We start from the raw sequence: 23,203 nt of genomic DNA, 5'->3' as shown, positions 1-23,203 counted from the left end.
TATCGTATCATGAAATGCCATCCCAACATTGGAGTGGCATTTTTCTTTGAAAGAGTCATATGTGTTATTATTTTTGCCTTTTGAAAATCATGAACTCCCATATCCTGATCCAAACCAATGTTGGTTAGGTTTCGGTTTAACAGAAATCCCAACTCCAGAATGGGCACAGAATTTAAAAGTTATTACGCCTTGGCGACCAGATTTTTTAAAATTTGTCGATACTCCATTTCACTGCTCTCCTCAAATAGATAAAACCTGCAGCTATGATGGTGCATTTTTACATTTGAGCAAATATCGTGGTTTTAACCAAAATTGTTTTCTTGATTTATTAGAATGCGTTAAACCCAATGGATGGATTGTAATCAGTGGGAATAAAACTGCTGGTGCTGCTTCAATGATGAAGTGGGTTAAAACAATTGTTCCCATCACCAACAAATTGTCTAAAAATCATGGTCTTGTATTTTGGTTGCAAGTTCCTCAACAAATTAAGAGACATAACGTTTCACAATTGCGCTCACCATCGCTCACTTTTGGTAAATTTCAAACCACTTCTGGTATGTTCTCACACGGACGTATTGATCCGGGATCCGCTGCACTTGCTTCTTATATGCCCAAAGTTATTTCTGGAAAAACGGCTGATTTTGGTGCTGGATGGGGCTATCTTTCTCACGTTGCGCTTGAAAGAAGTGAAAAACTCACCGCTCTCGACCTTTATGAAGCAGACTATAACGCTTTGAGAGCAGCAAAACAGCACCTTAAATCCATAACAGCTCCTTTTTCAATTCATTTTTATTGGCACGACCTTGTGCATGAACCTATCACAAATCTGTATGACACAATCATTTCAAACCCACCGTTTCACACGCAACAAACGACAGATATTTCATTAGGAAAAAATTTTATTATAAATGCTGCAAAGTGCCTAAAACCAGGCGGCAGCCTGCTTTTTGTTGCAAACCGCCACCTGCCTTATGAAACATTATTAAAAAATATTTTCCGCACAGTGTTGATACATGAACAAGCCCATGGTTTCAAAATTATCGAAGCGCGCAGATAAAGAAAACAAGCGATAACTCTAAAGAATAAAACGTGAAAGATCGATATCAGCAGCAAGCTCGCCAATAGATTTTCTCACATAAGCGGCATCAATTGTAAACGATGTTCCAGCTTTATCAGGTGCCGTGAAAGAAATTTCATCCAAAACGCGCTCCATCACTGTTTGCAAACGACGTGCCCCTATATTTTCAATCCTTGCATTTAAATCTACAGCAATATCTGCTAAAGCATCAATTGCATCATCGGTAATTTCCAAATGAACCTCTTCTGTTGCCATAAGAGCAATATATTGTTTAATCAAACTAGCTTCTGGTTCCGTTAGAATGCGCCGTAAATCTTCTCTTGTTAAAGGGTTGAGCTCCACACGGATGGGCAAACGTCCTTGAAGTTCCGGTAATAAATCAGATGGCTTAGAAACATGAAATGCACCTGAGGCAATAAAAAGAATATGATCTGTTTTGATTTGCCCATATTTTGTACTAACCGTTGTTCCTTCAACCAAAGGCAAAAGATCACGTTGAACGCCCTCACGCGAAACCGCAGCACTAGCTCCACCATCCCTAGTTGCAATTTTATCAATCTCGTCAATAAAAACAATCCCGTCATTTTCAGCAACACGAAGCGCTTCTTGAATAATTTGATCCTGATCAAGGAGTTTTTCAGATTCATCATCAATGAGCGGCTTAAAAGCATCCCTTACTGTCGTCTTACGGATTTTTGTACGACTGCCCATTTTGCCCAAAATATCTGATAAATTCATAATACCCATTTGTGCCCCAGGCATACCAGGAATATCAAAGGTTGAAGCATTATTGCTATTATTATCAGCGACTTCAATTTCAATCTCTTTCTCATCCAATTCACCTTCACGCAATTTTTTGCGAAAACTATCACGGGTAGCGGGACTGGCTGTTTTACCAACAAGGGCGTCTAAAACGCGCTCTTCAGCATTCACGTGAGCCTTTTCTTTTATTTCATCCCGTTTCTTTTCACGCACAAGAGAAATGGCAATTTCAACAAGATCGCGAATAATTTGCTCAACATCACGTCCCACATAACCAACTTCAGTAAATTTAGTCGCTTCTACTTTAACGAAGGGTGCTCCAGAAAGTTTTGCTAATCGACGTGCAATACCAGTTTTACCAACACCTGTTGGCCCTATCATTAAAATATTTTTTGGCATAACTTCTTCACGCATCGGCTCCTCAAGCTGTTGCCTACGCCACCGATTGCGCAGTGCAATAGCTACAGAGCGTTTGGCATCATTTTGGCCAATAATAAAACGATCAAGTTCAGAAACAGTCTCACGAGGGGAAAATACAACACACATTTAAATAGCTTTCTCTAAAGAAGATAATTCTGCATCCAATGTTTCAATCGTAAAATGATCATTGGTGTAAACACAAATTTTAGCGGCAATAGCCATAGCTTTACGAGCAATAGTTTCTGCATCCAAATCCAAATCCATGAGTGCACGCGCTGCTGAAAGAGCAAAATTTCCTCCAGAGCCAATTGCCATAACCCCATCCTCTGGTTCTAATACATCACCAAGCCCTGTTAGAGCCAAAGTTACTTTCTTATCAGCCACGAGCATCATTGCTTCGAGACGACGCAAATAGCGATCTGTTCGCCAATCTTTTGCAAGTTCTACACAGGCACGCATAAGCTGATCAGGATATTGTTCAAGCTTTGTTTCCAATCTTTCCAGTAATGTGAAAGCATCTGCCGTAGCACCAGCAAAACCAGCAATAACCACTCCGTTCTTTCCAAGACGACGCACTTTACGTGCATTACCTTTCATAATTGTCTGCCCAAGAGAGACCTGACCATCACCGGCCATCACGACTTTTCCACCTTTTCGTACCGTAATAATTGTTGTACCATACATTATGTCTGGCTTATGTTCTGTCATAAGGAGACTCCTTAATATTAACTTTACTTTTTAATATTGATTTCTTTTCATACAATGTAAAACTCAACTACTATTGTCCTATTTAAGAACATATACAACAAAACACAATGATTCAGCATAACTCAATTTGTTGAAAATGGAAAAATGATATCATTGTTGTCAATGTAAATTACTGCTAAATAGCTTTATATAAACAGTTTGTGCCTTTTAGAGGAAAATTATGAAAAAAATAGCCATAGGGACCTTAGGTGGAACAATTGCAATGACTGCTGATCGTTTTGGTCACATGCAACCGACTTTAACTTCAGATAACCTCATAAAAAGTGTTCCTGATTTAAATAACGTTGCTGATATTCATGCACAAACATTAATGCAAATACCAAGTGGATCTTTATCGTTTCAAATTCTTTTTGAAATAATCGAGTGGGCAAAACAACAAATAAACGCTGGTGCAGAAGGTATTGTTTTAACACAAGGGACTGATACTCTGGAAGAAACAGCTTTTTTTCTTTCTCTTTATTGGAAGGAAGCTGAACCACTCATCATAACCGGCGCTATGCGCATGCCTCATGAAGCAGGTGCGGACGGCCCGGCCAATATTTTAGCAGCCACTCGTGTCGCAGCAGCTCCACAAAGTCGTAACAGGGGCGTTCTTGTTGTCATAAATGATACAATTCATTCACCTTATTGGCTTTATAAAAGCCATACCGTCAAAGTCGAAACATTTCAATCAGGTCTTGTAGGTATTTTAGGAACTATTTTAGAGGGAAAACTTATTTATTTCAATGATCAAAAACTTTTTCCGACAACGTTTGATCTCCCCCAAAACCACGATCATCAAATTGCACTCCTCTATTCCTCTTTATCATCTGATGCACAATTAATGAAACTATGCCTTGAAAGTGGGTATTATGCTGGAGTTGTTATTGCTGGTTTTGGTGCAGGACACTGTAGTTTTCAAGAAGCCGACCTTGTGCAACAATATGCACAAAAAATACCAATCATTATTGCTAGTCGTTGTTGTAATGGCTCAACAACTCGTATAACTTATGGCTATAAAGGCTCAGAAATCGATATGATTGCTTCTGGTGCTCTCATGTCTGGTTATTTATCAGCCGTAAAGGCGCGTCTACTTTTATGGGCGTTTTTATCGCAAGGGCACTCATTAGCACAAATCCGTGCAAACTGGAATGACTGGACTATAAGTTAATGAAAAATGATCTATTATCTTAAAGAAGAGAGCATGCAAAACAAAATTTATTTGAAAATCAAGCCGCTCATCTTGTCCACTTTTAATCGATTGCTGCGGCAAAAAATTCTCGTCCAATACAAATGATTGATACGACTATACAAAAAATTAATCAGGAAGATAATCTGGTCAAATGCGTTTCTGACCGATATTCACCCTATCGTGTTTTTACTGCACAAGAATGGTCAGAGTTTCGCGCAGACACACCTCTTACTTTGACTTTTGATGAAATTAAGCGTTTGCGCTCTATTGATGATCCTATCGATCTTAAAGAAGTCCAACGCATTTATCTTTCTTTATCGCGTCTGTTAGCATGCCATGTTGAAGCAGTACAGGAACTTTTTCACAAACGTCAGCAGTTTCTCCATCAAGAAGAGAGTAGAAAAACGCCCTTTATTATTGGAATTGCTGGTTCTGTAGCAGTAGGAAAATCAACCACGGCTCGCATTATTCAAGAACTGTTGAAACGATGGGCATCTAGCATTAAAGTTGATCTGATCACAACGGATGGTTTTCTCTATCCTAATGCAATCTTACAGCAAAAAAATCGTATGAATCGTAAAGGATTTCCTGATTCCTATGACATTAAGAAATTGCTGTGCTTTCTTTCGGCTATAAAAGCAGGTATCGGAAATGTTCGTGCCCCGCTTTACTCACATATGACCTATGATGTTCTAGAAAATCAGACAATTACCATTGATCGTCCTGATATTTTAATTGTTGAAGGTATTAATGTATTACAGGTCAGTGATCTTCCTAAAGATGGGAAAGCTATTCCTTTCGTATCAGATTTTTTTGATTTTTCAATCTATGTCGATGCCGAAACAGAAGTCATTCGTCACTGGTATTTGGAACGCTTTAAACGTTTGCGTAAAACAGCTTTTCAAAATCCTGAATCCTATTTTCATCGTTATGCCCAGCTCAGTGAAAAAGAAGCCTCAAAAATCGCTGAGGATCTTTGGCAAACAATTAATTTAAAAAATTTACAAGAAAATATATTGCCAACACGACCACGATCCAATCTCATTCTACGAAAAGGAAAAAATCATTTGGTCGAGTATGTCGCACTTAGACGACTATAAGGATCTCATAACTATGCAGCACTATCACATTCATTTTACCTCAACGCGTATTGATAACAGTTGCCCTATCATCTTGGTAAACCAAAGAACTCTTGCCAACTTATCACTTGATGCGTCAACAACAGCATGGATAAAAGTTAATGACTTTACTGGTAAAGCAGGACAAATACTCTTTGTTCCTCATGAAACGGGGCATTTAAAAAAAGTTTTATTTGGAATTGGCAATGGGAACGATCCCTTTATCACAGGACTGCTTGCTCAAAAACTTCCTGCTGGTCAATGGCATTTAGAAGGTACAACCTCTGATGAAATAAATGCCTATCTTGGATTAGCATTCGGTAGCTATCAATTTAATCGCTATCATCAAAATTCCTCTTTCAAATCATTGTCTATCCATGTCAATGAGGCCGTTGATCTTAATGAACTCCAACGAATTTATGAAGCTGTCTTTTTCGTCCGTGATCTCATCAATATTCCAGCCAATGATATGACCCCTGATGCTCTCGAAAAAGAAGTACGAAAACTAGGAAAAATCTACGGTGCTCATATCCAAAGTATTTGTGGAGATGATCTCTTAACCCATAACTTTCCGATGATTCATGCCGTAGGACGAGCAGGCAGTACTGCACCGCGACTGATTGAGTTACACTGGGGGCAAGAACATCATCCTAAAATAACGTTGGTAGGAAAAGGGGTAACTTTTGATACGGGAGGGCTCGATATTAAATCAGCCAATAACATGTTGCTTATGAAAAAAGACATGGGGGGTGGAGCAAACGTTTTGGGATTGGCTAAACTTATCATGGATGCCAAATTGCCTTTCCGTCTACGTGTTTTGATTCCAGCTGTAGAAAATGCAATTTCTGCGAATGCTTACCGACCAGGTGATATTCTAAAAAGTCGTAAAGGCTTAAGTGTTGAAGTAGGTAATACAGATGCTGAAGGACGACTTGTCCTTGCCGATACGCTCGCCTATGGTGATGAAGAAAGTCCACAATTCATGCTGTGTATGGCTACTTTAACAGGGGCAGCGCGTATAGCATTAGGACCAGATCTTCCCGCATTTTATTGTAATGATTCAATATGGGCACAACAAATTTCTGAATCTGCTCACGCTGTTTTTGATCCTCTTTGGCAAATGCCCCTTTGGAAACCTTATCAAGAGATGTTATCATCACCAATTGCTGATCTTAACAATGTAACTGGAAATAGCTTTGCTGGCTCTATAACGGCTGCTTTATTTCTTAATTCTTTTGTTGAAAAAGCTGAACATTTTGCGCATTTTGACCTTTATGGATGGGTTCCAAAAGAAAAACCAGGATACCCTATTGGTGGATCAGCACAAACTATTCGTGCCCTTTATAATATATTTAAAAATGAAGTTTGACACACAATATCCACAAAGATAGACAATTTTGCATCTTAAAGAATAATTGCAATCGTCTTAAACTGTGTTCTTAGTTTTGTTTGAGGATAAAAACCTTACCAATAGAGTTTTCATGAGTTTGTTTAAAAGTAAGAAGTAACAAAATGGAAGCAAAAAGATGATCTCTAAAGACCCAAGACTTTATGCATTCAGAAATGATCTAGCAGATCAACGTCTTGAAACAGAAATTACAGCCCAGCGCTTTGTTCAAGGTGAAAAAAAACGTGTTAATACAGCGGTCGCTGGACTTTTTAAAGAAAATAGTAAAAAAAGTGAAAGACAAACAGAATGCTTATTGGGAGAAGAACTTCTCATTTTTGAACAAGGGGAAACGATGTCGTGGGGACAATCCCTCAAAGATGGTTATGTTGGTTATATTGATACAACAGCCCTTTGTACATCAACTATAAAACAAACGCATATAGTTTCAGTACCACGTACATTTAAATATTTACACGCTGACTTACGTGGACCAATAGTGTCCCCATTATCTATGGGAAGCAAAGTCAGTGTTGTTGATGAAATTGAAGTCCGTGACACAATGTATTCTATTCTTGAAAATGGAACAGCAATCATTACAAGCCATCTCAGCCCCATTGGACGTGTATACGAAGATTATGTCACAGTTGCAGAAACCTTTATCCGTACACCTTATCTTTGGGGTGGTGTCAGCGGTTTTGGAATTGATTGTTCGGGACTCATTCAACTCTCTATGATGATGACCGATCAAATAGTTTTACGTGACACCGATATGCAGCAAGAAACTATAGGCAGTCCTCTTACAGATACTGATAAACTTCAACGAGGCGATTTAATTTTTTGGAAAGATCATGTTGCTATTATGGTTGATCATGAAAATATTATTCATGCAAATGGTTTTTCCATGGACGTTATGATCGAGCCACTGGAAGAGGCAATTACGCGTATCGCTAAAAAAAATCAATATCCCATCGCAAAACGTCGTCCAATGCAAGAAACTTAATACATGCCTCCTATAAAAATAATTAATTGGATGTTTTTGTTATATAATAAATTGATTTATAAGGATAATTATCCATCATTCATTCTGTGTCAAGAATTCCAAATATCGTAAAAATTCTCTCATTTCAAATCGGTTTTTATGTTGAATCAATCAAAATCGCTTGCTTGTTCATCACAAGCGACATTGATGTATAAGTAAGAATATCCCTTCTGAATGCTCTCAAATGCCAAAAGCTATCATAATAACATTGGGACCAGCTTACTCTTTCATAAGCGTAAGGATAGTGGTGCTCAATAGATTTTACATTATTTCCATGGGGGCTTTAACGTTATACCATTCACTAGTGCGACACGAAACGGGCTTTGGAGCATTGCGAGATGCCTCTTTTAAACAAGCTCGTGAATATACAACACAATGCCGTTCTACATTACCTAAAGAATGCCCCCCTCTTAATCAAAAGCAACATTTTTTGAAATTTTTCCTATTATCGATATCTCATGAAATAAGTACCCCTTATACCTCTCAGTGCACCCAAACCCATCTCACAATGATCCGCGTGAAAAAGCATCATTATATACTTTGCCAATTCTCAATGTTGCGATAACCCTTGGCTATTGGAGAGTTCTTTCAGCACGTATTTTATTTCTTTCTTAAATAATTTTATCCACATGACCCTCCTCACTTGGAACGTGCAAAAGAATGATTTTGATTAATTTAACATAAAACAGATTTGAAATGAAAAAAATTACGACTCTGGACTTTCCCATTCAACATAAAAATTATAAATTATCAATTTAAATCAATATATTGAATTATATTTAAACAATATTTCCTTCTTATAACACATTAAAGAAGATGATTTTTCAATACCTGAACCAATGGTTTATCAGCATCAGGCATAGGGTATTTATCAAGATCATTAACAAAAACCCATTCTAAATTTTGCCCCTCTCGTCCTTGCGCAACTCCCTCATAATGATAACAAAGATACAACGGCATCAAGAGGTGAAATGTTTTATAGCTATGGCTCGCAAACGTTAAAGGGTGTAAATTATTTGCCTGAACATACACACCGAGCTCTTCTTCTAGTTCACGAATCAATGAAATTTCTGGAGTTTCACCTTGCTCAACCTTTCCACCAGGAAACTCCCATAAACCAGCCAGCGATTTTCCTTCAGGACGCTTGGTAAGCAAAACACGATTATCTTGATCTAACAGTGCACATGCAACAACAAGAAGAAGGGGACTTTTTATATACATACCACTCTCCAATGAGAATATAAAGATAACTGTCTCTTTCTAGTATATTCCCTTACCTCAAAAAGAACGCACATATCTCATTCTCTTTTAAAAAATAATAATAGGCAGTTAAATATAGAGAGTGCATCCATTAACTTCTGTAATCGCTATTGATCATAACGTACTCTTTTGTTAAATCGCAAGACCAAACCGTCGCTGTGCTCTTACCCAAACCGATATCAACACGAATTGTGATGTGTTTACCTTGCATATAAGCACCTATTGTCTCTTCACAATACTCAGGATCTCGTACGCCATTCACGGCCACACGATGCTCACCAAACCAAATCGTCAATAGATCACGATCGACTTCAACACCGGCCTTCCCAACTGCCATAACGACCCGCCCCCAATTCGCATCTTCACCGGCAATAGCCGTTTTTACGAGCGGTGAATTTGCAATTGATAAAGCAATAGTTTTAGCTGCATTGTTTGTTGTAGCGCCCATCACATTAACCTCAATTAAATGACGAGCACCTTCGCCATCACAAACAACTTGTAGTGCAAGTTCATGCAGAAGTGCACTCAATTGTTTCACAAAAACTCCATAACGCGGATCAGATTTACTTGTAAGACATGGAAAATGTTCTTTTCCTGTCGCAAACAACATAAGCGTATCTGAAGTTGAGGTATCGCTATCAACAGTAATTGAATTGAAAGAACCCTCAACTGCCTCTGATAACATGGATTGGAGTGCATCCGAAGAAATAGTCGCATCACTAACCACAAATGACAGCATTGTCGCCATATCAGGTGCAATCATACCAGCACCTTTTGCAATTCCATTAATGGTAACACTCTCTCCCCCACAGTCAAAAGTGCGCGTCGCAAGTTTTGGAAATGTGTCCGTTGTCATTATGGCTTTTGCAGCTTCCAACCAATTCCCCTCTTCTGCTGTCTCTGCCATACTTGGTAAAAGATTGACAATACCCGATGCATCCATTGGCTCACCAATAACACCCGTAGAAGCTATAAAAATTTCATCTCCTCTAACCTTTAAAGCGTTCGCTGCTGCACAGATGATTTCATCGGTTGTGCGCTTTCCTTTGCTTCCTGTAAAAGCATTTGCATTTCCAGAATTCACAACAACACCCCTCGCAACCCCATGAGGAAGCGATGCACGACAATGCTCTACAGGGGCAGATGGACATTTTGAACGGGTAAAAACACCGGCCACACTCACTGGCTTATCGAATATGATGAAAAGAAGATCTGTACGATCTTTATATTTAATCCCAGCTTCAGCTGTTGCTATCCGTACCCCAGATAAGGGAGAAAGCTCCTGGATCTTTTGAGGCGACAAAGGAGAAATTTTCAAAACCACAATATGCTTTCTGTAAAAATAAATGAAATAATTGCAGATCAATAACCCCTCATAGAAAACTGCTAGGCTTTTTGAACAAAACTAACCTAGCAAATTATCTATTAAAGAGGCTATCCACTTATTTTTCCTAGCTATTCCGTATCTTCTTCATCTGATGTCTCATCGGGAAGTAGCGTTCCATTTTGATGAAGCGATTCCATGATTTTTGTAACATTAGGATCAGGGTATTTCACATCTATCTTGCTACGCAAATCAACAATCAGTTCTTGATAGCGCTTTTTTATCAGCTGTGTCCGCAACATCTCTTTAACATCATCAAATGCAGGAGGTTGTTTCAAACGACGATCTTCTAATTTAATAATATGCCAACCAAAAGGACTTTCAACGGGTTGTTTAGTGTATTCGCCAATTTTTAAACCAAATGCAGCATCTTCAAAAGGCTTGACCATTTGACCATGGCTAAAATAACCAAGATCACCTCCAACAGCAGCAGAACCATCTGTTGAACTTTTCTTTGCAATCTCTTCAAAATTTTCGCCTTTATTTAAATGCTTAATGATAGATTCTGCTTCTTTTCTTGTTTTGACCAAAATATGACGCGCTTTAACCTCATCTTCTTTAGGTAAAGCAGCGACTTCTTGCTTATAAAGAGCTTCCAAATCAGTATCCGAGATTTTGTCAACAATCGCCTGTTTAAAATAAAGCTGTTGAAGAACATTGTCACGCATGACTGACATACGTTTATCGTAAGCTTCTGTCTTATCAAGACCTTTGCTTCTTGCTGCTTTTGCAAGTGCCTGCATATCTAAATAAGCTTTTAGAACCATCATACGGCGTTGTTCATCAGGAAAACGTGCTAAATTAGGATTTATTTCAAGCGCTAAATCATCCAATTGGCCTGCTGTAATATTTTTCCCATCGATAACCGCCATAACATGAGAAGGAGAAACGGCTTTTTCAGAAGCTTTCTCCAAAGTCTTTAAATCATTCGACGATGAATTCAAACCTTCTTGGGCTCTCACCCCTAAACTTGTACTTGCCAATAAAGCTGATGCTAAAAAAAGCGTGATAAAGTTAAATTTCATAAATATACTCCTTAAAAATGAAGGCAGGTTCAAGATTCCAATTTTCTTTACCATAACACTTTAACCTTTAAACATAGAGAAATAAATTAGTAATTTTATTTTAAAAAAGTATAAAATTGTCCTTTTATCTCAGTTGCTCCAATCCTATCTAATGCAGATGAAAAACATGATAATAGAGAAAAATGACATATTGTATCTTAAATTACTTTGTATTGTATCAGTTAAATAGCGTACCTAAAGTTGACATAGAGCGCTTAGCCTCTTATCTCTACTTTACAATTAAAGTGAAAAATTGCACACCAACAAGTATAATGGTACCATCTGCATTTCATGATGTCTCTAATAATATCAGATAACTTGAAGAAAATGTAGAGTATGGGGAAAGCGTATGAATTACCCAACAAGAGTGACAACAATTAAAAGAAAGGGCCAGAGATGGTCAGTTTAGGTGTTTTTGCCCGTAAGTTTTTTGGTTCAGCTCATGAGCGACGTCTCAAAGCACTCCGCCAAAAAGTTGCACAAATTAATGCTTTGGAAGAACAATTTGTAAAATTAAGTGATGAGCAGCTTTGCCAAAAAACAGATGCCTTTCGTAAACGTCTTAGTGAAGGTGAAAGTGTTGATTTGCTCTTACCAGAAGCTTTCGCAACTGTTCGTGAAGCCGCAAAACGTGTTTATGACATGCGTCCTTTTGACGTGCAACTTATTGGTGGAATGGTCCTTCACGACTGTGGCATAGCTGAAATGCGTACTGGTGAAGGTAAAACATTAATGGCAACTTTACCAATTTATCTCAATGCATTGGAAGGTAAAGGCGTTCATGTTGTGACAGTAAATGATTATCTCGCCAGTCGTGATGCTGAAACAATGGGGAAAATTTTTAGTTTTCTAGGGCTTACAACAGGCGTGATTCTTCATGATCTTGATAGTGATGCCCGCCGAGAGGCCTATGCATGCGACATCACCTATGCTACAAATAATGAACTAGGTTTTGATTATTTGCGTGATAATATGGCCTTCGATCGTAGTCAAATGGTCCAACGTGGACATCATTACGCGATTGTTGATGAAGTTGATTCGATTCTTATCGATGAAGCCCGTACACCCCTTATTATTTCTGGTCCTCTAGAAGATCGTACTGACTTCTATAACCTTATTGATACATTTATTCCTGCCTTAACTCCAGAAGACTATGAAATAGACGAAAAACAAAAAACAACGACTTTTACCGAAGTTGGTACTGAAAAAATTGAAAAAATGCTCGAACAAGCTGGACATCTTAAAGGTGAAAGTCTTTATGACATAGAAAATGTCGCTATCGTTCATCATGTCAATAATGCTCTAAAAGCTCATAAACTGTTTGCTCGCGATAAAGATTACATTGTTCGCAATGATGAAATCGTTATTATTGACGAATTTACAGGGCGAATGATGCCTGGGCGGCGTTATTCTGAAGGACTTCATCAAGCGTTAGAAGCTAAGGAGCATGTTGCTATTCAACCAGAAAACCAGACACTTGCTTCCATCACTTTCCAAAATTACTTCCGTATGTATAGGAAATTATCTGGAATGACTGGAACTGCAACAACAGAAGCCGAAGAATTCAGAAATATTTATGGTCTTGACGTTGTTGAAGTCCCTACAAATTTGCCAATACAACGTATTGATGAAGATGATGAAATTTATCGAACAGCAGAAGAGAAATATCGGGCAATTGTGCGTGATATCCGTCAAGCACACGAAAAAGAACAGCCTATTCTTGTTGGAACAACCTCTATTGAAAAGTCAGAACAATTGGCAGAGCGTTTGCGAAAAGAAGGCATTACCGATTTTAGAGTCTTAAATGCTCGCTATCACGAACAAGAAGCGTACATCATTGCGCAAGCAGGAGTTCCTAGAGCTCTCACCATCGCAACCAACATGGCAGGACGCGGTACGGATATACAGCTTGGTGGTAATGTTGAAATGCGCATCCGACAAGAGTTACAGGATATCCCCGAAGGTCCAGAGCGGACAGCTAAAATCGAAGAAATAAAAAAAGATGTTCAGAAGCTTAAAGACAAAGCTTTAGCTGCTGGTGGTCTTTACGTCATTGCGACGGAACGTCATGAAAGCCGTCGTATTGATAACCAGCTTCGTGGACGTTCTGGTCGCCAAGGCGATCCAGGTCGCTCAAAATTCTTTCTCTCTCTTCAAGATGATCTTATGCGTATCTTTGGCTCCAATCGTATGGATGGTATGCTGCAAAAACTTGGATTGAAAGAAAATGAAGCTATTATCCATCCATGGATTAATAAAGCCCTTGAAAAAGCACAAAAAAAGGTCGAAGCACGAAACTTTGAAATTCGTAAAAATCTGCTAAAATATGATGATGTCATGAATGATCAACGCAAGGTTATTTTTGAACAGCGTATGGAGATCATGAACGCAGATGATTTATCAGAAATGATCCTTGAAATGCGCAATGAAGTCGTAGAGGATCTCGTAGAGGCTTATATTCCATCAGGGACATATTCTGAAAAATGGGATGTAAAAACTCTCGAAGAAGAACTTCAACAACTCTTTAATCTTGAGCTTCCAGTAAGAGAATGGGCAAAAGAAGATGGAATTGCCGAGGAGCAGATTTTAGAGCGTGTATCAGATGCTGTTACAAAACTTGAAAATGAACGTACTGAACGCTATTCTCCAGAAGTTATGGCTTATTTTCACAAGGCAGTATTGCTCGAAACTATTGACACGTTATGGCGTGAACATCTGGTGAGTTTAGACCATTTGCGTTCTGTTGTTGGTTTTCGTGGTTATGCGCAGCGGGATCCGCTCAATGAATATAAGACAGAATCTTTTGAACTCTTTCAAAGTATGTTGAGAAATTTGCGCAGAATTGTCACTTCTAAGCTTATGCGCTTTGAAATCATTCAACAACCTACAGAACCGACCATGCCTGAGCAAACTGATGCTGCTTCTTCTGTTTTTAATGATCAAAGTCAAGAAAATGCTCCCACCTTATGGGCACGATCACAAGAAAATAGATTTGTTAATCCACAAGATCGTGACCCTAACGATGTAACCACATGGGGAAAAGTTGGACGTAATGAGCGTTGTCCTTGCGGTTCAGAGAAAAAATACAAACACTGTCATGGAGCCTTTGTTTGAAAAGCAAACTATGAAAATGAATAAAAAGCGAAATTATGAGCAAGAATTGCGCACAGCTGGTTTAAGAGTAACACGTCAACGACGAGTTATTCTTGATATTTTGACTGATACAAATGACCATCCCAATGCATTTGAGATTTTTCAGCGTGCAAACAAAATAGATTCGAGTATTTCACTCTCAACTGTTTATCGAACCATGAAAACATTAGAAGGAAATGGAACAATTCATCGCCATAGCTTTAGTGGTGGTCCATCTCGTTTTGAGCAAGCAGATGGGCAACATCATGATCATCTCATTGATATAGAAACAGGACAAGTTATCGAGTTTCATTCTGATGTTATTGAAAAGCTGCAAGAGGAAATTGCAAAGTCCCTTGGCTATGATATTATTCATCACCGCCTTGAACTTTACGGAAAAAAAAACTCTTAAAAAAGTGATTATATATCATTAGATAAAATACCTCAGGTAAATCAAGTTTTATAAAAATTTACCTTTAAGATATAACAGTTTCCATTGGCAAAAAAAATTTTTTGCTCTATTACCCCTTTTTGTATGATGCTATACGGTAATTCATTGTCAGCATTATAACGAAAAATCATTGCAACAAAATATTATAAAAATTGTATTATGAAAAATTAGGCCAATATTATCATGGTTTCTTTGCCACAAGATCGTATGAGACAGCTTGAAAAGCGCTTTGAAATAATTGAAAGCCAAATGACGACTAATCCAAATGCTGAAACATATGTCAAATTAGCTTCTGAATATGCAGAACTACAACCCGTTATTGCCTCTATACGCGCATTAAATGCTCTTTACGGAGAGATTACAGAATTAGAAACGATTATCAATGATAAACAAACAGATATAGAGATGCGTAATCTTGCCCAAGAAGAGCTACCATTGTTATATAAAAAAGTAGAGCAATTTGAAAAAGAACTCCAGATTCTGCTTTTGCCTAAAGATGTTGCTGATGAAAAAAACGCTATTGTTGAAATTCGAGCAGGAACAGGTGGATCAGAAGCAGCACTTTTTTCCGGTGATCTTTTCCGTATGTATGAACGTTATGCCCATGCTCACCATTGGAAAGTAGAAGTTATTTCACTCAGTGAGGGAGAAGTTGGCGGATATAAAGAGATTATTGCTACTATCTCAGGAAAAGGTGTCTTTTCTAAATTGAAATATGAATCAGGGGTTCATCGTGTGCAACGCATCCCCGAAACAGAAACCGGTGGACGTATCCATACATCTGCTGCTACCGTTGCAGTCCTTCCGGAGGCTGAAGAAATTGATATTGATATTCGCCCTGAAGATATTCGTATTGACACAATGCGTGCATCTGGAGCAGGAGGACAGCATGTTAATACAACGGATTCAGCTGTTCGTATCACGCATATTCCAACAGGAATTATGGTCGTACAAGCAGAAAAATCACAACATCAAAACCGAGCACGAGCCCTTCAAATTTTACGGGCACGCTTATTCGATATCGAACGACAAAAAGCGGAAAGTGAACGTTCAGCTTCTCGTAAAAGCCAAGTTGGTTCTGGTGATCGTTCAGAACGTATTCGTACCTATAATTTTCCACAAGGACGTGTCACGGATCACCGTATTAATCTAACCTTGTATAAGCTTGATCGCATTCTAGAGGGAGATCTTGATGAGCTTCTTCATGCACTCATCTCAGATCATCAAACAACACTGCTGATGGAAATGGATAATAATTGAGAAAATATTCTTTCAAGAATGTCATCCAACAAATGCAAGAAAAATTGCGCACGAAAGGAATTGCTGAAGCCGATCTCGATGCGAAAATACTCGTTGAATGGATAACAGGAATAAATGCTGCTGAAAGAATTTCTAAACCAGATATGCATCTGTCTTCTGAGCATATTATACAAATAGAACAGGCTTTACAACGGCGTATTGCAGGCGAACCCGTCTATCGTATTATAGGAGCACGAGAATTTTATGGTATATCTTTTACATTGTCTCAAGAGACGTTAGAACCTCGTCCTGATACAGAAACGCTGATAGATCTTGTTCTCCCTTTTCTCCAAAAACAGGTCGAAAATTCGGGAAGAACAACATTCCTTGATATGGGAACAGGAAGTGGCGCCATTGCCATTACACTCCTTAAACAAATTCCCCAATCCTATGCGGTGGCAGTCGATATTTCTGAAGATGCCCTTAAAACAGCGAAAAAAAATGCAAAGAATGCTGAAGTAGCACACCGCTTCACACCTCTTCTTAGCGACTGGTTTGATGCTGTCGCAGATCGCTTTGATTTCATTGTTTCCAATCCACCTTATATTCCCGCACAAGATATCAAAAAACTTGCAAAAGAAGTGCGCTTACATGACCCATTGCGCGCCCTGATAGGAGGGGAAGATGGACTTTATTTTTATCGAAAACTCGCCCATGAAGCAGCCAACTACTTAAAAGAAAACAGCTATGTCGCTGTTGAAATTGGTTACTCTCAAGAAAATGAAGTCTGCAATTTATTTAAAAAAAATGGTTTTCAATGTTTAGAAGTGCGTAAAGATCTAAGTGGAATACCCCGCGCACTTCTATTTGCATGCAAACATTAAAATTCCCAATCATCATCCGTGGTAGCAACCGCCTTGCCAATGACATAAGAAGAACCTGCCCCTGAAAAAAAGTCATGATTTTCGTCAGAGTTTGGTGATAAAGCTGCCAAAATAGCGGGATTAACACGACAAACCTCAGGGGGAAAAAGAGCTTCAAAACCTAAATTCATTAAAGCCTTGTTAGCATTATAATGAAGAAAAATTTTAACATCTTCTGTCAATCCAAGTGCATCATAAAGATCTTCAGTATATTTGCACTCGATATTATAAAGGTCAAAGAGCAGGTTAAAAGCAAAATCTTTAATTTCTTGTCTTTTGGCTTCATCAAGCTTTGCAAAGCCCAATTGGAATTTATAACCTATATAATAACCATGGACTGCTTCATCACGAATGATTAATCGAATGAGATCTGCTGTATTGGTCAACTTAGCGCGACTGGCCCAATACATGGGCAAATAAAAGCCAGAATAAAATAAAAAGCTTTCCAGCAAAGTCGAAGCAATTTTTTTCTTAAGTGGATCATTTGCTTCATAACGCTCAAGTACTAATCTAGCCTTTTTCTGCAAATGAATATTTTCTTCTGACCATCTAAACGCATCATCAACCTCTACCGTCGAACAAAGGGTTGAAAAAATAGAGGAATAAGAACGTGCATGAACCGCTTCCATGAAAGCAATATTCGTCAACACTGCCTCCTCATGCTCTGTTATTGCATCAGCCAGAAGCGAAATGGCTCCTACGGTGTTTTGAATTGTATCTAAAAGCGTTAGTCCTGTAAAAACACGAATTGTTAATTTACGTTCTTCATCTGTTAAGCTTGACCATGAGGGAATATCATTGGAAAGTGGAACCTTCTCAGGTAACCAAAAGTTCCCAGTTAAGCGGTTCCATACTTCAAGATCTTTCTCATCATGTAATCTATTCCAATTAACAGCGCACACAACAGGATTTTTGGTTGTAATCTTTGTCATATGATGATCTCCTATAAACTGCACGAAACACAGCCATCAACTTCTGTTCCACTCAACGCTACTTGCCGTAATCGTACATAGTAAATACTCTTTATACCCTTTTTCCAGGCATAAATTTGTGCGCGGTTAATATCACGTGTGGTAGCGGTATCAGGAAAAAATAATGTTAATGAAAGACCTTGATCAACATGCTGTGTTGCAGCAGCATAGGTATCTATAATTTTTTCAGGACCAATCTCATAAGCATCTTGGTAAAAATTTAAATTCGTATTATCCATATAAGGAGCGGGATAATAAACGCGCCCAATTTTTCCCTCTTTGCGAATTTCAATTTTTGAAGCAATTGGATGAATAGAAGAAGTGGCATGATTAATATAGGAAATAGATCCCGTAGGTGGAACTGCCTGCAAATTGCGGTTATAAAGCCCATACTCAATGACTAATTTTTTCAGTTCCTGCCAATCCTTTTGATCTGGGATAACAATATTGTTCCGCGCAAAAAGCTCTTGCACAAGCGCAAATTGCGGTTTCCATTCTTTTTCAATATATTTTTCGAAAAAACGTCCATCTGCATAAGCTGATTTTTCAAACCCTGCAAACATTTCTTGACGTTCACGTGCAATCAAATTGGAAGCCCGTATGGCGTGATATGTCACAATATAAAAATAGATATTGGTAAAATCTATCGCTTCTGGAGACCCATAATAGATCTGTTCACGCGCTAGAAACCCATGCAAATTCATTTGTCCCAAACCAATCGCATGACTTTCAGCATTGCCTTTCGCAATGGAAGGCACACAGGCAATATTACTCATATCCGAAACCGCAGTAAGGGCACGAACAGCAGATTCCACGGTCTGTCCGAAATCAGGACTTTCCATTGCTTTGGCAATATTCATGGATCCAAGATTACAGGATATATCACTTCCAATCGTGCGATAAGTTAAATCTGTCTCCAGTTCACTCGCCTCACTCACCTGCAAAATTTCTGAACATAAATTGCTCATACTTATGCGCCCAGCTATCGGATTCGATCGATTAGCAGTATCCTCAAATAAAATATAGGGATAACCTGATTCAAATTGAATTTCTGCTAATGTCTGGAAAAAAACGCGTGCACTTATTTTGTTTTTACGAATCTTTGCATTATCAACAAAAGAACGATAATGCTCCGTTAAAGAAATATCGCTAAAGGGCTTACCTGTCACACGCTCGATATCATAAGATGAGAAGAGATACATATCCTCATTATTCCGTGCAAGCTCAAAAGTAATATCAGGAATAACGACACCAAGCGAAAGCGTTTTGATTCTAACTTTTTCATCAGCATTTTCACGCTTTGTATCCAAAAACTTCATAATATCTAAATGATGGGCATGCAAATAAACAGCTCCAGCCCCCTGTCGTGCCCCAAGCTGATTGGCGTAAGAAAAAGAATCTTCTAAGAGTTTCATCACCGGTAAGACACCTGAGGACTGATTTTCTATTTGCTTAATTGGTGCTCCAGCTTCCCGCAAATTGGTTAAACAAAGCGCCACACCTCCACCACGTTTTGAAAGCTGCAAAGCCGAATTAACCGAACGACCTATCGATTCCATATTATCTTCAACACGTAGCAAAAAACACGAAACCAATTCACCACGTTGTTTTTTCCCAGCATTTAAAAATGTCGGTGTAGCCGGTTGAAACCGGCCTGTAACAATTTCATCCACAAAATTTTCAGCAAGAGATTTATTTCCTTGTGCCAAATATAAAGCTACAAGACAGACGCGATCTTCATAACGTTCAAGATAACGTTTCCCATCAAAAGTCTTCAGTGTATAACTGGTATAATACTTAAATGCGCCTAAAAAGGTGGGAAAACGAAACTTAAATGCATAAGCACGTTTAAAAAGTTTTTTAATAAAAGAAAAATCATAAAGATCAAATAAAGCTTTTTCATAATAACCTTCTTCTATTAAGTAATCTATTTTTTCCTTCAGGTTATGAAAAAAAACTGTATTTTGATTAACATGCTGAAGGAAATACTGCCGTGCGGCAAGTCGATCCATATCAAATTGAATATGACCATTTTCATCATAAAGATTAAGCATTGCATTCAGCGCATGATAATCAGTAATCTGATCCGATTTCTGCGATTGTCCTATACCAATTGTTTCCAAAATCTTTCCAATCCCTTTTTTACATAAAGAACGTCTTCATCAGTTCCACGCAGCTCAAAACGATAAAGGCAAGGTACACAACATTTTTCAGCAATGATTTTACTTGCTAAATTATAATAACAACCAAAATTACGATTCCCACCACCAATGACACCACGAATTAATTTTCGGTTCTCAGCTTCATTAAGAAAATGGATAACGGCTTTCGGCACTGCTCCTCTTCCTTCACCATCTGCATATGTAGGAACAACCAGTACATAAGGTTCACCAACCAATGCAGAAGGCTTTCTTTTATCAATTTTGAAGAGTCGTTGACCAAGTTGCGAGACAAAATGTTCTGTATTACCCGTTGCACTCGAATAATAAACAATAAGCCCCATTAAGCACAAAGACCACTAATCATATCTGGTCTAAAACCAGACCAATGATTTTCACCACAAACAACGACAGGAACCTGACGATACCCCAGAGATTGAACAAAACTGTATGCTTGTTCATCACAAGAAATATCAACAACGCGATAATGAATGCCTTTTGCATCAAAAGCACGGCGTGTAGCATCACATTGGACACAAGATGGTTTGCTATAAATAGTGATCGACATTTTCTTCAACTTTCACAATTCCAAATAATCAACCCTAAAGGGTCAATCTAATAATTTTATAAGTACTCAAGAATAACAAAAAAACAGAAATTGTACGCAAAACATGTGGTTATTTTCAAATAGTACACAGCTTCCTGAACATAACAGAATTCCTCATCAAATAACTTCAAAGACTATGATGAGAATAAGCGATTATTCTATAACTTAAATGGCAAAGCCCCCCAGTTATAAACAATCTTTTGCTTGCATTACAATTCCCTCCTGCTGTCTAAAAAACTAACGTTCTAAACTACCGTTTTTCAAGAGCTCTGTTTTACTCTTTTTCGGCAAAAATCAATTACAAAAACGAAAGGAATCCTTCCAAAAGAGATCCTTCAGCAAAAATACTGCTATGCCCTTGGTCAATAAACTCTTTACAATAATGGAAATAACTTAGATACCAAACGAAACACACTAACACCCTCTCTTGTGCTTATTTAGAATCACCAATCATTTTGATACTATATATAGTATATACTCTCTCTCTTTCGTCAAGGTGAATTCAATTATTATTTTTAATTTTCCACGATCTTCACACTAAAATTTTCAGTTCTCAAAACTATGTAATAATATAACATTTTATTGACAAACGTTATATTATTACATAGTTTCCAAAATAATAAGCAACGATGGTAAAAAATATGGATCTGCACTTCAATAAGACAACATTAGGCTATGGAAATAGAATAGCAATAAAGAACTTTTCAGCGAAGTTAAAAGCTGGTTCATTGGTCGCAATAACAGGTGATAATGGCGCTGGAAAATCGACACTGCTAAAAGCCATCGCCGGATTGATTAAACCTCTTAAGGGAAAAATTACAAAACCAAAAAAAAGCCGCATTGCTTATCTTTCTCAGCAATGTGATGTAGATCAAACATTTCCAATTGATGTGAAAACGCTTGTAAAAACAGGGCTGTGGTCTTTTTGTGGATTATGGAAAAGCCAGCGCCCTTATGATTCTAAGATTCAAAATGCGCTTGAAATGGTTGGGCTTACAGAACTCGCACCCCGTTCGCTTGAAACATTATCAGGCGGGCAATTACAACGCGCTCTTTTTGCACGTATCATTGTGCAAGATGCCAATATTATTTTGCTTGATGAACCTTTCAATGGTGTAGATCATAAGACCCAAAAAGATCTTCTTGCACTGATCACATACTGGCAACAGCAAGGACGCACAGTTCTCACAGCACTCCATAACCCTCTCATCGTGCAAGAATTTTTCCCCCAAATGATTCAAATTAATCAACAAAACGCCTTTTATGGAGAAACAACACAGTTTTTAAACAACACTATTCATCACGTTATGCCACCTCTCACATCCAATTCTTTTCCTATTAGCGCACAAAAACAAAATCTTCCCATCAATGATCCTCTCTTTCTTAGGTTATAAGACGTGTATGCATTTTTTCTTGCTCCCTTTGTTGATTTCCAATTTATGCAAAACGCCCTTATCGGTTCTATTTTCCTGTCTATTAGCGCTTGTCCTGTTGGTGTATTTTTGATGCTCCGTGGAATGAGCTTGACAGGAGATGCTATCTCTCATGCCATTCTTCCTGGTGTTGCAACTGCTTTTCTGATTTGTGGCTTTTCCCTCATATCTATGACACTTGGTGGCATCTTCGCTGGTATTATTGTCGCTTTAGCAACCATTTTAATTTCACGAAATAGCTTTCAGAAAGAAGATGCATCCATGACTGTCTTTTATCTTATTGCACTCGCGGCAGGTGTCATTATTATCTCACTAAAAGACTCAACAATTGAGCTGCTTCATCTCTTATTCGGATCGGTTCTTGCACTTGATGCACAAGCCCTCTGGTTAATCACTACTATAATGCTGATTACACTATGCAGCCTTTGTATTTTTTGGCGTGCACTCGTTTTAGAAAGCTTTGACCCCCTCTTTTTTAAATCACTCTCTCCATTGAGTAAATATATTCATATTTCATTGCTTGGACTTGTGGTGTTGAATCTGGTTGGAGGATTTCAATCACTAGGAACATTACTTTCCGTTGGCATTATGATGATTCCAGCTATTACAGCCCGTTTTTGGTTTTCACGGCTAGGCCCTATTTGCGCACTTTCCACTCTTTTTGGAATCATTTCTAGCGTATGTGGTCTCCTGCTTTCTTTTCATCTTTCACTTCCCTCCGGCCCTGCGATCATCATTGCCGCAGGATTTATTTATCTTTTTTCCTGCTTGATAAGTCCACGTGGACTTATTGTAACATGGTTTCCCCACCTCTTTTATACCTCCTCACTTTAA

Annotated in this window: 20 protein-coding genes; 11 read left to right on the top strand and 9 right to left on the bottom strand. The window is 38.2% G+C overall.

Annotated features, from left to right (window positions below; genetic code table 11):
- Positions 1 to 61 precede the first annotated feature (61 nt).
- Positions 62 to 1,057, top strand: coding sequence for a class I SAM-dependent methyltransferase (locus ACFIJK_RS04220; RefSeq protein WP_375626748.1), 996 nt, complete (start codon positions 62 to 64; stop codon positions 1,055 to 1,057).
- An 18-nt stretch (positions 1,058 to 1,075) separates the two neighbouring features.
- Here the strand turns inward: ACFIJK_RS04220 and hslU are convergent, their stop codons facing one another.
- Together hslU and hslV are read right to left on the bottom strand one after the other, a co-directional pair.
- Positions 1,076 to 2,386, bottom strand: a complete 1,311-nt coding sequence (hslU, locus tag ACFIJK_RS04215) for an ATP-dependent protease ATPase subunit HslU (protein WP_375626746.1) — start codon at positions 2,384 to 2,386, stop codon at positions 1,076 to 1,078.
- Entirely contained in the window at positions 2,387 to 2,968 is a 582-nt protein-coding gene (gene hslV, locus ACFIJK_RS04210) for an ATP-dependent protease subunit HslV (RefSeq protein ID WP_012754621.1), read from the bottom strand.
- A gap of 220 nt (positions 2,969 to 3,188) precedes the next feature.
- Here hslV and ACFIJK_RS04205 point away from each other — a divergent pair, with 220 nt between their 5' ends.
- The 4 genes from ACFIJK_RS04205 to ACFIJK_RS04190 all read left to right on the top strand — a co-directional run bounded on the left by ACFIJK_RS04205 (position 3,189) and on the right by ACFIJK_RS04190 (position 7,707).
- Positions 3,189 to 4,178 (top strand): asparaginase, encoded by a 990-nt coding sequence (locus tag ACFIJK_RS04205; protein ID WP_375626744.1) that lies wholly within the window; start codon positions 3,189 to 3,191, stop codon positions 4,176 to 4,178.
- A 122-nt stretch (positions 4,179 to 4,300) separates the two neighbouring features.
- Positions 4,301 to 5,299, top strand: coding sequence for a type I pantothenate kinase (coaA, locus tag ACFIJK_RS04200; protein ID WP_375625617.1), 999 nt, complete (start codon positions 4,301 to 4,303; stop codon positions 5,297 to 5,299).
- Between the two features lie 13 nt (positions 5,300 to 5,312).
- On the top strand, positions 5,313 to 6,686 hold the full coding sequence (locus ACFIJK_RS04195) for a M17 family metallopeptidase (protein WP_375626742.1): 1,374 nt from the start codon (positions 5,313 to 5,315) through the stop codon (positions 6,684 to 6,686).
- Positions 6,687 to 6,843: 157 nt separating this feature from the next.
- Positions 6,844 to 7,707 (top strand): NlpC/P60 family protein, encoded by an 864-nt coding sequence (locus ACFIJK_RS04190; RefSeq protein ID WP_375626740.1) that lies wholly within the window; start codon positions 6,844 to 6,846, stop codon positions 7,705 to 7,707.
- A gap of 846 nt (positions 7,708 to 8,553) precedes the next feature.
- Here ACFIJK_RS04190 and mutT read toward each other — a convergent pair.
- The 3 genes from mutT to ACFIJK_RS04175 form a co-directional block, all read right to left on the bottom strand.
- Positions 8,554 to 8,967 carry an 8-oxo-dGTP diphosphatase MutT gene (mutT, locus tag ACFIJK_RS04185; RefSeq protein ID WP_375626738.1) on the bottom strand — a complete coding sequence of 138 codons (414 nt, stop codon included), beginning with the start codon at positions 8,965 to 8,967 and terminating at the stop codon, positions 8,554 to 8,556.
- Positions 8,968 to 9,097: 130 nt separating this feature from the next.
- Complete coding sequence (gene argJ / locus ACFIJK_RS04180) at positions 9,098 to 10,330, bottom strand: bifunctional glutamate N-acetyltransferase/amino-acid acetyltransferase ArgJ (RefSeq protein ID WP_375626736.1); 1,233 nt, start codon at positions 10,328 to 10,330, stop codon at positions 9,098 to 9,100.
- 131 nt (positions 10,331 to 10,461) lie between these two features.
- The gene (locus tag ACFIJK_RS04175; protein WP_375626734.1) at positions 10,462 to 11,415 is read right to left on the bottom strand and encodes a peptidylprolyl isomerase; all 954 of its coding nucleotides are present in this window, start codon (positions 11,413 to 11,415) and stop codon (positions 10,462 to 10,464) included.
- Between the two features lie 435 nt (positions 11,416 to 11,850).
- Between ACFIJK_RS04175 and secA the strand changes: the two genes are divergently transcribed.
- The 4 genes from secA to prmC all read left to right on the top strand — a co-directional run bounded on the left by secA (position 11,851) and on the right by prmC (position 17,160).
- Positions 11,851 to 14,568, top strand: coding sequence for a preprotein translocase subunit SecA (gene secA / locus ACFIJK_RS04170; RefSeq protein ID WP_375626732.1), 2,718 nt, complete (start codon positions 11,851 to 11,853; stop codon positions 14,566 to 14,568).
- The gene (locus ACFIJK_RS04165; RefSeq protein ID WP_026500203.1) at positions 14,507 to 14,998 is read left to right on the top strand and encodes a Fur family transcriptional regulator; all 492 of its coding nucleotides are present in this window, start codon (positions 14,507 to 14,509) and stop codon (positions 14,996 to 14,998) included. Before secA ends, ACFIJK_RS04165 begins: the two co-directional genes overlap by 62 nt.
- Positions 14,999 to 15,220: 222 nt before the next feature.
- A complete protein-coding gene (prfA, locus tag ACFIJK_RS04160; RefSeq protein WP_375625601.1) occupies positions 15,221 to 16,297 on the top strand; it encodes a peptide chain release factor 1 in 1,077 nt (358 codons plus the stop codon).
- Positions 16,294 to 17,160 (top strand): peptide chain release factor N(5)-glutamine methyltransferase, encoded by an 867-nt coding sequence (gene prmC / locus ACFIJK_RS04155; RefSeq protein WP_375626729.1) that lies wholly within the window; start codon positions 16,294 to 16,296, stop codon positions 17,158 to 17,160. Before prfA ends, prmC begins: the two co-directional genes overlap by 4 nt.
- On the opposite strand, the gene nrdF is transcribed toward prmC, so the two are convergent.
- From nrdF to nrdH, 4 genes are read right to left on the bottom strand one after another with little or no spacing between them, the layout of a single operon-like run.
- Positions 17,157 to 18,131 carry a class 1b ribonucleoside-diphosphate reductase subunit beta gene (nrdF, locus tag ACFIJK_RS04150; RefSeq protein WP_273722534.1) on the bottom strand — a complete coding sequence of 325 codons (975 nt, stop codon included), beginning with the start codon at positions 18,129 to 18,131 and terminating at the stop codon, positions 17,157 to 17,159. The genes prmC and nrdF overlap by 4 nt on opposite strands.
- 11 nt (positions 18,132 to 18,142) lie before the next feature.
- Positions 18,143 to 20,293 (bottom strand): class 1b ribonucleoside-diphosphate reductase subunit alpha, encoded by a 2,151-nt coding sequence (nrdE, locus tag ACFIJK_RS04145; RefSeq protein WP_375626727.1) that lies wholly within the window; start codon positions 20,291 to 20,293, stop codon positions 18,143 to 18,145.
- Positions 20,275 to 20,673: a class Ib ribonucleoside-diphosphate reductase assembly flavoprotein NrdI gene (nrdI, locus tag ACFIJK_RS04140; RefSeq protein WP_012754607.1), complete on the bottom strand. Its 399-nt coding sequence runs from the start codon at positions 20,671 to 20,673 to the stop codon at positions 20,275 to 20,277. Before nrdI ends, nrdE begins: the two co-directional genes overlap by 19 nt.
- A complete protein-coding gene (gene nrdH / locus ACFIJK_RS04135; protein ID WP_005774163.1) occupies positions 20,673 to 20,897 on the bottom strand; it encodes a glutaredoxin-like protein NrdH in 225 nt (74 codons plus the stop codon). Before nrdH ends, nrdI begins: the two co-directional genes overlap by 1 nt.
- Positions 20,898 to 21,577: 680 nt before the next feature.
- On the opposite strand from nrdH, the gene ACFIJK_RS04130 reads away from it, so the two are divergent.
- Positions 21,578 to 22,330: an ABC transporter ATP-binding protein gene (locus ACFIJK_RS04130; protein ID WP_375626724.1), complete on the top strand. Its 753-nt coding sequence runs from the start codon at positions 21,578 to 21,580 to the stop codon at positions 22,328 to 22,330.
- A 3-nt stretch (positions 22,331 to 22,333) separates the two neighbouring features.
- On the top strand, positions 22,334 to 23,203 hold the full coding sequence (locus ACFIJK_RS04125) for a metal ABC transporter permease (RefSeq protein ID WP_375625594.1): 870 nt from the start codon (positions 22,334 to 22,336) through the stop codon (positions 23,201 to 23,203).

It is taken from the genome of Bartonella sp. PS17NMGDW (genome assembly GCF_042193555.1).
In the GTDB taxonomy this organism is placed as follows: domain Bacteria; phylum Pseudomonadota; class Alphaproteobacteria; order Rhizobiales; family Rhizobiaceae; genus Bartonella; species Bartonella grahamii.
This window is presented reverse-complemented; position numbering and strand designations above follow the sequence as displayed.